Origin of the sequence: Gardnerella sp. DNF01198P (genome assembly GCF_049244165.1) — a bacterium.
GTDB classification, from domain to species: Bacteria; Actinomycetota; Actinomycetes; order Actinomycetales; family Bifidobacteriaceae; genus Bifidobacterium; species Bifidobacterium swidsinskii.
This window is the reverse complement of sequence record NZ_CP058382.1, coordinates 1235649-1250426: the sequence shown is the minus strand read 5'-3', so window position 1 is coordinate 1250426 and position 14778 is coordinate 1235649. Positions and strand designations below refer to the sequence as shown.

12 protein-coding genes are annotated in these 14778 nt (G+C 40.8%); 8 read left to right on the top strand and 4 right to left on the bottom strand.

All coding sequences use genetic code 11. The annotated features are described in order from the left end of the window. The first annotated feature begins 25 nt into the window (after positions 1-25). The 4 genes from HXT44_RS05460 (at position 26) to HXT44_RS05445 (ending at position 6094) form a co-directional block, all read left to right on the top strand. The gene (locus HXT44_RS05460) at positions 26-1468 is read left to right on the top strand and encodes an ABC transporter substrate-binding protein (protein WP_410309283.1); all 1443 of its coding nucleotides are present in this window, start codon (positions 26-28) and stop codon (positions 1466-1468) included. Positions 1469-1650: 182 nt separating this feature from the next. Continuing rightward, positions 1651-2418 carry a type III pantothenate kinase gene (locus tag HXT44_RS05455; RefSeq protein WP_004108421.1) on the top strand — a complete coding sequence of 256 codons (768 nt, stop codon included), beginning with the start codon at positions 1651-1653 and terminating at the stop codon, positions 2416-2418. 249 nt (positions 2419-2667) lie between these two features. Beyond that, on the top strand, positions 2668-4560 hold the full coding sequence (locus tag HXT44_RS05450) for a BspA family leucine-rich repeat surface protein (RefSeq protein WP_421782753.1): 1893 nt from the start codon (positions 2668-2670) through the stop codon (positions 4558-4560). Then, positions 4538-6094 (top strand): BspA family leucine-rich repeat surface protein, encoded by a 1557-nt coding sequence (locus tag HXT44_RS05445; protein WP_421782752.1) that lies wholly within the window; start codon positions 4538-4540, stop codon positions 6092-6094. Before HXT44_RS05450 ends, HXT44_RS05445 begins: the two co-directional genes overlap by 23 nt. A 139-nt stretch (positions 6095-6233) precedes the next feature. Here HXT44_RS05445 and HXT44_RS05440 read toward each other — a convergent pair whose 3' ends face one another. From HXT44_RS05440 to pdxS, 4 genes are all read right to left on the bottom strand, one after another. Then, positions 6234-6512, bottom strand: a complete 279-nt coding sequence (locus HXT44_RS05440; RefSeq protein WP_004108415.1) for a type II toxin-antitoxin system YafQ family toxin — start codon at positions 6510-6512, stop codon at positions 6234-6236. Between the two features lie 2 nt (positions 6513-6514). Beyond that, positions 6515-6835: a type II toxin-antitoxin system RelB/DinJ family antitoxin gene (locus HXT44_RS05435; protein ID WP_050770715.1), complete on the bottom strand. Its 321-nt coding sequence runs from the start codon at positions 6833-6835 to the stop codon at positions 6515-6517. A 380-nt stretch (positions 6836-7215) separates the two neighbouring features. Next, positions 7216-7809, bottom strand: coding sequence for a pyridoxal 5'-phosphate synthase glutaminase subunit PdxT (pdxT, locus tag HXT44_RS05430; protein WP_064622142.1), 594 nt, complete (start codon positions 7807-7809; stop codon positions 7216-7218). A gap of 2 nt (positions 7810-7811) precedes the next feature. Further along, on the bottom strand, positions 7812-8645 hold the full coding sequence (gene pdxS, locus HXT44_RS05425) for a pyridoxal 5'-phosphate synthase lyase subunit PdxS (protein ID WP_050397242.1): 834 nt from the start codon (positions 8643-8645) through the stop codon (positions 7812-7814). Positions 8646-9188: 543 nt separating this feature from the next. On the opposite strand from pdxS, the gene HXT44_RS05420 reads away from it, so the two are divergent. The 4 genes from HXT44_RS05420 to nikE all read left to right on the top strand — a co-directional run bounded on the left by HXT44_RS05420 (position 9189) and on the right by nikE (position 14702). Beyond that, complete coding sequence (locus tag HXT44_RS05420; protein ID WP_012914371.1) at positions 9189-10880, top strand: ABC transporter substrate-binding protein; 1692 nt, start codon at positions 9189-9191, stop codon at positions 10878-10880. Positions 10881-11115: 235 nt separating this feature from the next. Next, a complete protein-coding gene (locus HXT44_RS05415) occupies positions 11116-12081 on the top strand; it encodes an ABC transporter permease (protein ID WP_076002963.1) in 966 nt (321 codons plus the stop codon). A gap of 42 nt (positions 12082-12123) precedes the next feature. Then, on the top strand, positions 12124-13008 hold the full coding sequence (locus tag HXT44_RS05410) for an ABC transporter permease (protein WP_119522549.1): 885 nt from the start codon (positions 12124-12126) through the stop codon (positions 13006-13008). Continuing rightward, entirely contained in the window at positions 13005-14702 is a 1698-nt protein-coding gene (nikE, locus tag HXT44_RS05405; protein WP_174182540.1) for a nickel ABC transporter ATP-binding protein NikE, read from the top strand. Before HXT44_RS05410 ends, nikE begins: the two co-directional genes overlap by 4 nt. Positions 14703-14778: the final 76 nt, after the last annotated feature.

Genomic DNA, 14778 nt, shown 5'->3' with positions numbered 1-14778 from the left:
AACGTTGAGTAACATAAAGTAACGGATGGCAAATCTTATGTCTGCATTTGCAAGAATTTTGCAACAACGCAATCATTTTGGACGCTTGCTTCTGTTGATACTTTGTGTTTTTTCTTTGCTGTTTTCTTGCGGATGCGGAACTAAAGATTCTAGAACTCAAATTAGTGTTTGGTCTTGGGAACCAAGCATGAAACGACTTGCTGAAGAATTTGAACTACATAATCCGGATGTTCACGTAACTGTAAAGGATACTAGCGGATATAGCAATCTTAATAGTGCTATTCAAGATGGCTATGGTATGCCAGATGTTGTTCAATTAGAATATTTTGCTCTTCCGCAATATGCGGTAAGTGGACAGCTTTTAGATATTACTGATCGTGTGAAAAATACTCGCACATTCTATACTCCTGGAACATGGTCTTCTGTGCAACTTGGTGGACGTGTTTACGGTTTGCCAATGGATTCTGGCCCAATGGCTTGGTTTTATAATGATGACGTGTTTAAGCAGGCTGGTGTAGATGCCACAAAAATACACACTTGGGAAGATTACCGTCACGCTGCTCGTAAGCTTAAAGATATCGGTGTGTATATTGCATCAGACTCAGGTGACGCAAGTTTTTATAACGCTATGATTTGGCTTGCAGGTGGACACCCGTTTATGACTTCTCATGATGGGAAAACAGTTACTGTTAGATTGAGCAAAGATAAGGGTACTGAAGAGTTTACAAAGTTCTGGCAATCAATGATTGATGAAGGATTGATTGACATTAGAACTAGAACTTGGAGTCAACGTTGGAAGAACGGTGTTGGAGCTGGCAAGATTGCTTCTGTTTTCTCAGGAGCCTGGATGCCGTCTTTGCTGCTGGAAAATGTGCCTGGAACTGCAGGATTATGGAAGGTAACGAATGTGCCAACTATGCACGGAGAAAAGCGTAATGCAGAAATGGGCGGTTCTTCGTTATCTGTGCTTAAATCGAGTCGTAAGCCTGAAGCAGCAATGCGATTTGTGAATTTTGTATGCCATGATATGCATGGAATTCGTACTCGTGTCAATGGTGGAGCGTTTCCTGCAGATGTTGTTACGCTTAGAGATAAGTCATTTTTAGATAGAGCTACTATTCGTGATTCACGAGGTATTGATATACCCTATTTTGGCGGTCAGAAGTTTAATCGTGTATTTGCAGATGCCGCTAATCGCGTGGATACGGGATATAGGTATTTGCCTTTTGAAGTGTATTCGCGAAGTGATTTTAGAGCAACTATGGGTCAAGCATATGACTGGAGTGTTAAATCTTTAGCTAGATTAAACGTGCAAGCCATGATTGATGCTGGTGTTACTCAAGATGATGGAAGTAGATTGTGGCTTCCAGATGATCCTGGTAAGCGAATTTCTTTAAAAGATGGTCTTTTATTGTGGGAAAAAGATCTTCAAGAATATGGTTACAATCAAGGATTTGTAGTTAGATAATTTCGTAACTTATTACGATTAAGTGATTTCGTAAAAGCAGCTTAATTTTGCGTAAAAGTAAGATTATTAGCAAAAGTAGTATAAATACAATAGGATAGTATAAATACATATACAATACGTGCGCACGTGATTGCAGATTAACTTAATTAATCCGTAAATGCCAATATAGGAAGTAGGCACACATGTTATTAGCAGTAGACATTGGTAATACGAATATTGTGCTGGGTTTTTTGGAAAATAACCGAATTGTTGGCACTTATCGTATGACAACAAAGTCTAATCATACATCAGACGAGTATGGCATTATGATTGCGCAATTTTTGCATTTAAGCGGATTTACAATAAACGATGTTGAAGATGTTATCGTTGCTTCTGTTGTGCCGAAAGTTATGCATTCATTCCGCGCTAGTATTATCAAATTTCTTCATATTGATCCTATGATTGTAGGCCCTGGTGTTAAAACCGGTATGAATATTCGTATTGATGAGCCAAGAACTCTTGGCGCGGATTGTTTAGCTGATTGCGTTGGTGCGTTTAGTGAATATGGAGGATCTGTACTAGTTATTGATTTTGGTACGGCAACAACTTACAACTATATAGATAAAAGTGGTGCTATTACTTGCGGACTTATTTGCACAGGTATTCGTACTGCAGCTGCGGCACTTTGGGATAACACGGCTCAGCTTCCAGAAGTGGAAATAGCTAGACCGCAGTCTGTTCTTGCAAAATCTACTAAACTCGCAATGCAAGCTGGATTATATTACAGCTTCTTGGGTGGAATTGAGCGCACAATAGAACAGTTTAAGACGGAGATTGGTGAGCCGTTTAAGGTAATTGCTACTGGCGGATTGGGTAGATTGTTTGAAAAAGACGTGAAAACGATTGACTTTTACGATCCTGACTTGATTTTCAAAGGTATGGCTGAAATTTATAAGCGCAACCTGCGGTAATGTAATGCGAATTTGCTGTTGCGGATATTCGTCATAGCGATTTCGTTTGTTGCGGCGATTTGTTATAAAAATTTGCTGTATAAATTTGTTATTAGTAAGTTGTTATACCAATTTTTCGCATTTGGGCGTATACTATGAATAGTTATGTGTAAAGATTGCGTTCGCCGGTGAACTTTCTTTGATGCGCACTTGTTTTTTGTGTACCGCTTATACGCCGGTAGGGGATTTGCTCACATGAGAGGAAGATTGATGAAGGAGAGAAGGAGAGATTGTATTCTCTCGACAATTGGTGCCGTTTCATGCGTAGTTTCTATGATTTTAAGCGTAACTGTGTTGCCTGCGATAGCTTATGCCAACGTAACGAAGAATCCATTGTTTGCTGCTGTTTTGGCTGCTGCTGCCGAGAATAATAGGGGTCAAAATAAGTCGGGTGAAGGTGGAGCTGGTAAAGAAGTTAAAGGGGATAAGGCTAAAGAGGTAGATAAAAAAGAAGGTAAGAGAAATGATGGGGCAGCTAATGGGGAAGCTGGTAATGAATCTAATGGGGGGGGGTCTGTAGATAACAGCAATGCTGGCAAAGATGCCAGTAAAATTGCTGGAAAAGGTGCTGGCAAAGATGCCAGTAAAGATGCTGTAAAATCTGGTAAATCTGACAAAAATGCTGACAAAGCTTCTAAAAAAGATAGCAAAGACGCTAACAAAGCTAAGGGCAAAGATCGCAGCACTGGTGATGGTGAGAAATTAAGCCTAGAAGAAGTTAAAAAGCTTCCTGCTTGCGTGGTTCATTATCTTCCAGACAACTTCCCTGATACAGTTCTATTCCGCCCTAAATCTGGTTCTGGAAATGCGTGTGCTATTAGTGCTGATGGGCTATCTAGTAATTTTAATAGTATTCGAAAAGCAATTTCAAATCTCAATAATGATGGCACTGGCTCAGTTGATTTTTATGGTGCAGAAGTGTATGCGTATGGGAGTCTGTCCAAGAAAGGTGTGGGTCTTTTTTCAGGGAAAAATATTAGTAGCATTGGTAACATTGACAAGTTTGATGTAAGTAACGTTACAGACATGTCTTATCTATTTAAGGATTCCTCATTAACTGATTTTAGTTTTTTGAGCGGTTGGGATGTGAGCAAGGTTACGAATATGGAGGGCATGTTCGAGGGGTGCACTAGTCTGAAATCTCTTAAAGGGTTGGAAGATTGGGATGTGAGCAATGTTAGAAGTATGTCTGGAATGTTCGCGTCTGTTATTAAGGACCAAGATCAACATGATGCTTTGAATCCAGTAGTCGGGTATGCAGGTGAGATGGCGATTGCTTCGGTTAAATCTTTAAGTAAGTGGAAGACTGGCAATGTTAAGAACATGAACAGAATGTTTGAGGGTTGCACCAAGATAACAGATTTTGACGGTTTGAAAAGCTGGAATACTGAAAACGTTTCAGCAATGATCGGTATGTTCGAATACTGCAAGAGTATGAGTTCGCTTGGATTTTTGAGTGGTTGGGATGTTAGAAATGTTACAGATATGAGGGCAATGTTTGCGCTGTGCAGCAACATTGGAAGTACTGAAGGCTTGGGAGAGTGGAATGTTAGTAACGTTAAAAAAATGGATGACATGTTTGTATATTGCTCTAAGCTTAAAAATATCGAAGATTTAGCTAATTGGAATACAAAAGATAAGAGCAGTACAAGCGCATTAACTAGCACGTTTAGAATGTTCTCTAATTGCAGTTTTCTTACTAAACTTGATCCTTTGAAAGATTGGGATGTTAGCAGTGTTGAGAACATGAGCAGCATGTTTAACACTTGCGGCAGTCTTACTAGTCTTGATCCTTTGAAAGATTGGGATGTTAGCAGTGTTGAGAAGATGAGCGACATGTTCAGTAATTGTGGTAGTTTAACTAGTCTTCAACCTTTGAGCAGCTGGAATGTTGGCAGTGTTACGGACATGAGCAGCATGTTTAGCTATTGTACTAACTTGAGTAATCTTAGCGGTCTAGAAAAGTGGAATGTTGGCAGTGTTACGGACATGAGCAGCATGTTTAACAATTGTACTAACTTGAGTAATCTTAGCGGTCTAGAAAAGTGGAATGTTGGCAGTGTTACGGGACATGAGCAGCATGTTCTCCAATTGCTATTTTGAGCATATAAACCATGAAGGTGATGTAGTAGAAATAACAGGGTTGGCTGATATAAGTGCATTGAGCGGCTGGAATGTTGGCAGTGTAACGAATATGTTTAGCATGTTCAGTGGTTGTACTCGCTTGGGTAATCTTAAAGGTCTAGAAGGGTGGAATGTTAGCAATGTTACGGATATGTCTAGCATGTTTTCTGATTGCAAAAAACTTACCGGCGCTGCGGATTTAAGCAAGTGGGATATTTCAAAAGTTACGAATCTTAGTTCGATGTTTTCCAATGCAGGAGCAGAAAGTGGCGACAGTCTTATATTAGATTTCAGCAATAAGAACTTTACAAAACCTACTAATTCTGAGTCTACTACTGTTTCTGTTGATGGTATGTTTGGTGGTTTTAAAGGCACGTTGATTGCGAATAATTTGCAGTCTAGTGGTTTTGAGAATAATCCTGAGGATGATCCTATCAAAAGTCATTTTGCTGATGGCGAAATATTCTCCCTCGATGAGAATGGTCACAGCGATAATATAGTCGTAACTAATAATGTTACGATTTTAGATACAATTTCAAACAATGATGATCTTAAAAATATTGCATACTACATTCCTGTTAAAGCCAAGCTAATGGAGCCTGGCGATATAAAAAATGACAATATGACATGTGATTGCAATAGAGATTCGGGTGGCACTACTTATACTTACTATATTCCTGCACTGTATAATTCGAGTAATTTAGAGAAGAAACAGGATGAAAAATCGCAGGATTATGCGTACAGAATTGTAAAAAATAGTTTCGCTTCAAAGTTTAGAAGTGCTATAGATTCTCAATCGGGCGAAGTTATTGGTGGTGAGGAACCTGGTGGTGAACCTGGTGGTGATGAACCTGGCGGAGATGAACCTGGTGAAGGTGAAGGTGGCGATAAATCAGGTGGTGATACTGATACTGGCTCGCGTAGTGCAACGTTGAAATCGCGTGTAAAGAAACTGCGATCCGCAAGGAAATTGCGATCTGTAAGAGATGGCGATGATGAAGATGAAAATCCTGAACCTGAGCCTGACGAAAAACAGGGTAATACTTATAAAATCATGTTTAAGAAGTCAAGCGAAGGTGGTTGCACTTGGACAGAACTTGGCGATGGTGATGGTGCTGTGCCTGTTAGTAATCCAATTTCGCCTTTAGTGTTCTTTACTACGACGTACTATTTGGAGACATTTGTTCAGCCAGTGCCTTTGCCGCATACTGGCGGCCAGTCGGCTATTATGTTCACGTTCTTGTCTATTGGACTGTTCTCAATATTTGCGGTTGCTGGGGCGTTCGGTCGTCATGGTTGGGTTGCGTCTGTGCTCTCTGGCACTGCTTTGACTGGGTTTGCGAAGGCTTTTGGCGGCGGCGCGCTCGATATTGCAGCTGGCTTTAAGCACTGCTTCGCGCATCCTGTTGTAAGTGGCTCGATGATTAAATCTGCTGTAAGTGCGGCAACCGGCTTCTTTGCTCGGTTCCGAAGTGACGATTCCACCTTCGGCAAGCACACTAAACAGCGCTAAATCGCAGCGCACGCAAAACACAACCGAATTCCCAATGAACTACCACACAAATCTGTCCTGCCTTCGTCAATTGAGACTAAGGCAGACCTCGCTTGCGTTGAAAGCACACTGTGATTTCAACGCTTAGCAACTCGCAGTGCTACTCGTTGAATACGTCTGAGTGTGTTCCCGTGCGAGATGCTGTTAGAACAAGCTCGTTTTCCTTAATTATGTAAATCAATAGCCAGTCTGATTTTACATGGCATTCACGGAAGCCTAAATATTTTCCTTTAAGAGGATGATCTTGGTACGTTTCGTCAAGAATCTCTTCGTTGCGCAACTTCTCAAGTAGTATATTAACAAGATGTGTATCGTATCCGCGCTTTCTGATTCTCTTCATGTCTTTTTTAAACTGTGAAGTGTATGTCAAAGTAAGCATAATTAATCTTCCTTAAAAACGTCGTCCATCATCTCGGATACTGAGTTATAGCGTTTTGCTGGAACTTTTCCGGATAGAATATCATTTGCTTCCTTAAACGCGGCGATTGTTTCTTTATTGTATTTTGGCTGTTTTAAGTCGAATGGGAGTCCTTCTACCATAAGTGATTTGTGTAAGAACATGTTTATTGCTTCGCTAAGAGTTATGCCGAAGCTGGCGAATAATTCTTCTGCCTGCGCTTTAACATCCTTGGTGACGCGTACGTTGATGCTCGCGGTTTTCGCTGCAGTGTTTGATTTCGTTGCTGTTGCGCTGATTGCCATAATATGCTTCCTTGATTTTATACTTATAATTTTTGCTTCTATAAGCGCGTTAGTTTTCTTGACTCGTTAATTTTGTTTAATTTTGATTTGTTTTTCTAGCTTTTTGTGATATTCAGCTATCAACTTTTATTACATTCTACAATGTGTTACACTGTTTTACAATATTATATAAACGTTTTACTTTGTATTACGATTGCATTACGTTTACCGCATGTATACGTTTACTATGTAAATTACATAAAATTCAAAGTTTTTGACGTCCGCGTTAAAAAAGTGTGTTGTTATTGCAGATTGCGTTCTGCGTGAGTAACGAAAAACAGCCAACGCTCGCGCGAGCGTTGGCTGTTTTATGGGACATTTGCCGGAGTTACGAATCCAATTTACAAATCCAGGAAAAGCTGATGGATTCGCGTATCGTTGTCAAGCTCCGGGTGGAAGGATGTGCCGATTTGCTTTCCTTGGCGCGCGGCGACAACATGACCTTCTACAGTTGCAAGAGCTTTGGCATTAGAGCCTACTTCTGCAATGTAAGGTGCGCGAATAAACGTCATCGGCACATTGCCTAGCTCACCAAACTCAGCCTCGCAATGGAAGCTTCCGAGCTGACGTCCGTAAGCATTGCGCTTAACTGTTACGTCTAAAGTGCCAAAACCGTTTACTTCGTCACCTTCCACGTTTTTCGCAAGCAAAATCAAACCTGCGCAAGTGCCAAGAACAGGCATTCCTCCTGCAATGCGCTCACGCAAAGGCTCGAGCATATTTTGCTCGCGAAGAAGCTTAGCTTGCACGGTGCTTTCGCCGCCCGGCAACACTAATCTGTCGAAAGACTGCTCCAAATCGCGCGCCTGCCGAAGCTCTATTACGCGCGCTCCCAGCTTTTCCAGCATTAAGCGATGCTCAAGAAAAGCTCCCTGAACAGCTAAAACTGCTACAGTATGAGCGGAGTTATCAGTATTGGTAGGTGAGTTTGACAAAATTACTCGCCTCGCTCAGCCATTAAAAGCTTGATTTCCTGCTCGTTAATGCCAACCATAGCTTCGCCCAAGTTTTCGGAAAGCTTAGCAATCATCTTGGCGTCCTTGTAATTAGTTACAGCTTTAACGATTGCTGCAGCACGCTTTGCTGGGTCTCCAGACTTAAAGATACCGGAGCCAACGAATACGCCTTCGGCACCAAGCTGCATCATTAAAGCAGCGTCGGCTGGGGTAGCAACGCCGCCGGCTGCGAAGTTAACAACAGGGAGCTTGCCGTTTTGTGCAACGTATTTTACGAGTTCGAAAGGCACGCGCAAATTTTTGGCTTCTTCAAAAAGCTCATCCTCGCGCATGCTTGTAAGCTTACGAATTGCGGAATTCATCATGCGCATGTGACGCACAGCTTGAATCACGTCTCCAGTTCCTGGCTCGCCCTTAGTGCGAATCATGGAAGCGCCTTCGTTGATTCTGCGCAAAGCTTCACCCAAATCCTTAGCGCCGCAAACGAAAGGCACAGCAAAATCGCGCTTATTGATGTGATACACGTCGTCGGCTGGAGAAAGCACTTCGCTTTCGTCGATGTAGTCGATCTCGATAGCCTCAAGCACTTGTGCTTCAACAAAGTGACCGATACGGCATTTTGCCATAACAGGAATAGACACAGCCTCTTGAATGCCGTGGATCATAGCCGGGTCGCTCATACGAGAAACGCCGCCTGCTGCACGAATATCGGCAGGAATACGCTCCAAAGCCATAACTGCGCATGCGCCAGAATCTTCAGCAATTCGCGCCTGCTCTGGGGTGGTGACGTCCATAATTACGCCACCCTTAAGCATTTGCGCCAATTGGCGGTTCAATGCTGTACGGTCTTCGCCGCTTTTATTTTGCGGATCCGAGGATTCGTTCACAGTTACCGTAGTATTCAAGTTCTCAGCCATCATTCCTCGCTTTAGCTTTAACATATGAGATACGTGTATGCATCTTAATATTTCGTGAATTTGCGCGCTTCTACGCTGTAATCTTATGTCGATTATTGCGTACGTTTGCAAGTTTACGTTCTGTTGGAATTTAACCACATTCGTAGGATATATCTCATATGTATTGGTATAAAAATATTACAAAAATATACAAAATATGATTTGATTTTTTGGACGCGCCATAGGTGAGACTGGCTTGTCAATCGACTACGATTAGTAATGCAGTCGACTTGTATTTGGGTTTATGTGGTATGCAAATAGTTATGTTTGCAAATGTGCATTTCCAATAAAGCGGCGAGCTATAAGACAAAAATAAATAAAGAATAAATAAAAAATAAATAATAACAAATAAATAATAACAAAATAAATAATGTTTATATGCCATTAAGAAAGGTTTATGGTATGTCTAACAGCAAACCTGAGGAAAGCGTGCACGAAGAAAACGGCGCGACTGAAAAATTCTCCGGTAAAACTAACGATGAAGCTAACAAAAGCACTTCTTTCGCTGCGAGCACTGACTCTTCACTGAATGAAGCTGAAAAATATGCTTATTCAGGCTCGAAACGCAAAATGGGCAAGATATGGCTATTTGGCTTAGCTATTGTTTTGGTAGTAGTGTTTAGTGCAATTTTTGCAACTCTTACTACATCTAATAAACCAAATAAATCAAACTCAGTATCGGAAATTTCGAACAAAACTATATCTATAGGTCTAAAGCTAGCTCCTACGAATCTTGATATCCGTAATCAATCAGGTTCATCGCTTGACCAGTTGCTTATTGGCAATGTGTATGAAGGCTTAGTTGCTCGCGATGCTACTAATCAGGTAGTTCCTTCGTTAGCTCAAAGCTGGGAAGTAAGTAAAGATGGTTTGCGTTACACATTCCACATTCGTAAGGGTGCTGTATTTTCTAATGGTGATAAACTTACTGCGCATGATGTGGAATGGTCGTTTAACGAGCTTATTGCTAAAAAATATCGCGGCTCTAACATGGTTGGAAAAGTTGAGTCTGCTAAAGCAAAAGATGATTACACGTTTGAAATCACTCTTAAAGAGCCAAATGCTAAGCTTTTGTGGGCACTTTGCAGTCGTTCAGGTTTAGTTTTTGATAAAAGCGCAAAGTATGATGCAAAAACTCAAGCAGTCGGTTCTGGACCGTATCTAATTGACAAATTTGTGCCAAATGATCGTGTTGTTTTAAAAGCAAATCCGCGTTATAAAGGTATTCATCGTGCGCAAACTAATAAGATAGTAGTTCGCTATTTTGTTGACGATAACGCAGCAGTTGACGCACTTTCTTCCGGTTCTGTGCAAGCATTAGCTCCTATTTCTGGTCAACTTGCTAAGCCTTTTAAAGATGATTCCAAGCGTTACGTTGTCAGTGCAGGTAATGGCACAGATAAATTTGTTCTAGCTATGAATATGAAAGGCGAACGTACTAAAGATAAGCGCGTGCGCAAAGCTATTCGTTACGCGATTGATCACAAGCAAATTATTGCATCTCGTGGCGGCACGGATTTAGCTCTTGGTGGTCCAATTCCTTCTCTTGACCCTGGTTATGAGGATTTAACTAAGCTGTATCCGCATGATTTGCAGCGCGCTAAGGAGTTAATGAAGGAAGTCGGATTTAACGAATCGCATCCTATGGATTTGACGCTTACTTATCCGAATATTTACGGCACGCAAATTGGCGATCAGCTGCGCTCGCAATTGAAGCCTATTGGAATCAATTTGAAAGTTAATATTGTTGAGTTTACTACTTGGCTTCAGGATGTTTATAAGAATAAGCAGTATGATTTGTCGATGGTTGATCACAATGAGAGTCACGATTTTGGGCAGTGGGCGGATCCTACGTATTACTACGGTTATGACAATAAGCAAGTCCAGGATTTGTATGCTAAAGCTATGCTTTGTGCGGATCCTAAAGAGTCAGATAAATTGCTTGCTCAAGCTGCGCGAATTATTAGCGAGGATGCTCCTGCTGATTGGCTGTTTAACTATCGCGTTGTAACTGCGAAAGTGAAGAATCTTGAAGGAATGTCTTTTGATATGAATCAAGAGATTTTGCCGCTATACAACCTGCGACTTAGTTGATTTTTATTTGCTAGTCGCCATCTAGTTTCTAATGTAGAAATGAAACTGCGCGCGTGTCCGAAAACCACTAATCAGAGACACTCGCGCAGTATGTAATCTGCGTGAGTGTCCCAAAATGGGCAAAATAAGACACTAACGCAGAAATGAAACTGCACTAGGTGCTTTGACTGAATCTGAAATTATTGGAATTTCAGAATCCTTCAATGCGAAAACTCACTAAGAAAGGAGGCATTTTATGTTTCGCATGATTTGCTACAGAGTATTGCTGTTTCTTCTTGCTTTACTTGGCATTTCTGTAGTTATTTTCATATCGTTACGTGTACTTCCAGGCGATGTTGCGCAAGTTATGGCCGGCTTAAACGCTCCTCGCGGAAAAGTAGAGGAGCTTAGAGCAGAACTTGGTATTAATAAACCACTTTTTACGCAGTATGTTGACTGGATCTGTGGTGTTTTCCGCGGTGACTTTGGTGTGTCTATGTTGACTGGTCGTTCTGTAAGTTCAACTATTGCGATGCGTGCTTCTATTACTTTTCCGCTGATTCTTTTGGGTCTGTTTATTGCTTTAGTAGTTGGTATTTCACTTGGATGTTTGCAAATTACTCATGAAGGCAAACTTCCACAGGCAATTATGCGCTTTTTGGCTATTACAGCAGGCTCTGTTCCAGCATTATGGGGTTGCATGCTACTTATTTTGCTATTAGGACGCGGTATTGGCGTGTTCAGTTTGTTGCCAACTCAAGGTTTCCCTACAGATGGCTGGAGCGAATTTCCTGAAGCTTTTGCGTCTCTTCTTATTCCGGCTCTTACAGTCGGACTTATTGTTGGCTCTAGTTTTATGCGTTACACTGCTGCAACTGTTGAAAATATTGTTAAAAGTGAAGTAGCTTCTCAAGCTATGGCTTGCGGAATGACTCGCAAACAAGTTGTGTGGCGTGTTGGTTTGCGGCTTGCTCTTCCTCAACTCGTATCTGTTATTGGTTTAACTTTCGCTCATATGGTTATGGGTGTGATGGTTATTGAAAACCTGTTTTCCTTACCTGGTATTGGTACGGGAATGGTTCGAGATGTTGGTTTGCGCGATCTAATTGCAGTGCAAGGTGAGCTTTTTATGCTTGCTGCATTGTTCTTACTAATCGGCTTTGTAGTTGACATTACGCACCGACTACTTGACCCTAGGTTATCTAAAGATAGTTTGAATTAATTTCCTATTGTTGAATCTAACATGCGAATAAGGTGAGTTTTTATGTGCAATATGTCTAAAAAAAGTATCAAAGTAAAATCTACTTTATGTAAGCGCGTATGGAATGCTACTTTCGGTAAATTTGTGTGTTTAACGTTTGCAATATGGTTTTTCGTTGCTTTGCTTTCGCTTTTATGGACTCCGTACTCACTTTTAGAAACTAATGGTTTTAAAGTATGGCAAAAGCCGTCTTTTTCGCATTGGCTTGGCACGGACGGCACTGGTTCGGATATGCTTAGTTGGCTTATGGCAGGTTCAAGAATTGAGCTGATTCTCGTTTTTTCTACTGTTCTAGTTGCTGCTTGTGTTGGGTTTATTGTTTTGAGCTTTATGATTTCTAGTTCACAAATTGTTCGCACAATAAGCATTATGTCTGTTGACGCATTGATTTCTATTCCAACTGTTTTAATTGCGCTTATGCTTGCAGTTCCGTTTGGAGCTAGTGTTGTTGTGATTGTTATTGCTTGTGGAACTGGCTATGGCTTGAATTTAGCACGTATTGTACGGCCGAGTGCGCAGCTTGCGTTGCAATCTGATTATGTGATTTCAGCTGTTTTGCAAGGTTCATCTCGTAAATATGTTCTTATTCATCATGTTTTACCCAATATTATTCCTGTTGCATTTGTTGAGCTTTCTCTTTCTGCAGGAACTGTTATTTTGGCTGAAAGTGGCTTAACATACTTGGGTATTGGAGTTCCTGCTGGAGTTCCTAGCTGGGGGCGCGTGTTGGCTACTTCTGTTTCGTTAATTCACGTAAATCCTTTATCGGTTGTCTGGCCAGGTTTGATTGTGACTGTAGTTGTTGTTGCTCTTAATCTTTTTGGTGACGTATTGCGCAAAGTTTTAGATCCTTCATCAAAAAGTACGAATAAAGTAGGGGAAAAATGAGCTTAAATATTCAAAATCTCACGCTAAAACTTGGCGGAAAACTAATTCTTGACAACGTATCAATTGAGATTTCTGACGGTGAGCGTGTTGGCTTAGTTGGTTCTTCTGGCTCTGGCAAATCTATGCTAATTCGAGCTATAACTGGATTATTGCCGTCAAATGCTGAAATTTCAGGCTCTTGTATGCTTGGCAATCTTCAAACAGTGAAAGCAAAAGATGAAAATTTAGCTTCTATTCGTGGAAAATACGTTGGTGTAGTATTTCAGCAAGCTAATAGAGCACTTAATCCAATGTTAAGCGTTGAAAAACAAATTTCTTTGCCTTTGCGAATACATTACAATCTAGATGATGACGATATTCACAATCGAGTATGCATGATGCTTGAAAAAGTAGGGTTGTCGAAAAATCTCGCATCTAAACGCACGTTTGAGCTTTCTGGAGGTCAACAGCAGCGAGTTGGTATTGCTACAGCTTTGATTACTTCTCCGCGTTTGATTTTGGCTGATGAGCCTACTACCGCGCTTGACTCGGTTACACAAAGTGAAGTTGTGCGAATGCTTGCTTCACTTGTAGATGATATGGGCGCTTCAATGCTTTTTGTAACGCACGATTTTTCTGTGCTTTCGCATGCTGCTAATCGTTGCTATGTGCTTGATTCTGGGCGTGTGGTCGATAGTGAAAATATTAAGAATTTGCTTGATAATCCGCGTATTTCTTCTACTAAACAATTAGTGAGTGCTGCTAAAAAGTTGACTTTTAGAGCGCAAAATTTAGGTTCTAAAAATTTAGATTCTGTAAAAGTGGGTTCTGCAAATGTTGATTTTGCAAATACTGGTTCTGTAAATACTGGTTCTGCAAACGTTGATTCTAAGAAATTTAATTCCCGTATTGGCAATAGTGAAGAAAATTCGCTTATAAATGCAAAAAATATTCACGTTACTTTAGGTCGCGCAAAAACTCGTGCTGAAGTGTTAAGAGGCGTAGATTTAAATCTTAATATTGGCGAATCTTTGGCGATTATTGGCGGATCTGGTTCCGGCAAAACAACTCTTATACGCGCTATGTTGGGGCTTGAAACTCTTTGCGAAGGAAACGTTACTTATTGCGGTGAAATTGTAAATAATGCCAATTTATCAGAAGTAAATAAAAATGCTTGTACGCTTATGAGACGCGAATCGTCGCTTGTATTTCAGCATCCGTTTGCTGCATTGGATCCACGCTGGACAGTTCAAAAAAGTGTTGCTGAGCCTCTTAGAATATGGCGAAAATCATTTAAATTAGACGATGCAACTATTGAGCAGCGTGTTTGTGAAATGCTGAAATTAGTAGGCTTAAAACCTGAAGATTTTTTGGAACGTCATCCTCACGAGCTTTCTGGCGGTCAAGCGCAATGTGTTTGTATTGCTCGCGCCTTAATTAATAATCCTCGAGTTTTGCTTGCTGATGAGCCTATGAGTGCAATTGACGTTGCGGAAAGAACTCGCATTTTAGACGCTTTTGCATCCATTCGCTCTGAGCGCAAAAACATGTCATGCATATTTGTAAGTCATGATTTGGGTATGATCCGGCATTTAGCAACGCGAGTTATTGTTCTTAATGAAGGAAAAGTTGTGGAATGTGGCAGTGTAAATGATGTGCTCAATAATCCACAAAATGACTACACTCGTGCTCTTGTAAACGCAGCAATCATGTAAATAAATCTTTCAACTAATAAATCTTTCAACTAATTAGGCGACTACCGTCTACTATAGAAGTACTCAGTACGTTAAA

Bases quoted from the DNA above. Each gene is read 5' to 3' on its own strand.
- HXT44_RS05415 (WP_076002963.1), top strand. From the start codon at position 11,116: ATGTTTCGCATGATTTGCTACAGAGTATTGCTGTTTCTTCTTGCTTTA.
- HXT44_RS05440 (WP_004108415.1), bottom strand. From the start codon at position 6,512: ATGCTTACTTTGACATACACTTCACAGTTTAAAAAAGACATGAAGAGA.
- HXT44_RS05420 (WP_012914371.1), top strand. From the start codon at position 9,189: ATGTCTAACAGCAAACCTGAGGAAAGCGTGCACGAAGAAAACGGCGCG.
- pdxS (WP_050397242.1), bottom strand. From the start codon at position 8,645: ATGCTTAAGGGTGGCGTAATTATGGACGTCACCACCCCAGAGCAGGCG.
- HXT44_RS05445 (WP_421782752.1), top strand. From the start codon at position 4,538: ATGTTCTCCAATTGCTATTTTGAGCATATAAACCATGAAGGTGATGTA.
- HXT44_RS05435 (WP_050770715.1), bottom strand. From the start codon at position 6,835: ATGGCAATCAGCGCAACAGCAACGAAATCAAACACTGCAGCGAAAACC.
- nikE (WP_174182540.1), top strand. From the start codon at position 13,005: ATGAGCTTAAATATTCAAAATCTCACGCTAAAACTTGGCGGAAAACTA.
- HXT44_RS05410 (WP_119522549.1), top strand. From the start codon at position 12,124: ATGTGCAATATGTCTAAAAAAAGTATCAAAGTAAAATCTACTTTATGT.
- HXT44_RS05455 (WP_004108421.1), top strand. From the start codon at position 1,651: ATGTTATTAGCAGTAGACATTGGTAATACGAATATTGTGCTGGGTTTT.
- HXT44_RS05460 (WP_410309283.1), top strand. From the start codon at position 26: ATGGCAAATCTTATGTCTGCATTTGCAAGAATTTTGCAACAACGCAAT.
- HXT44_RS05450 (WP_421782753.1), top strand. From the start codon at position 2,668: ATGAAGGAGAGAAGGAGAGATTGTATTCTCTCGACAATTGGTGCCGTT.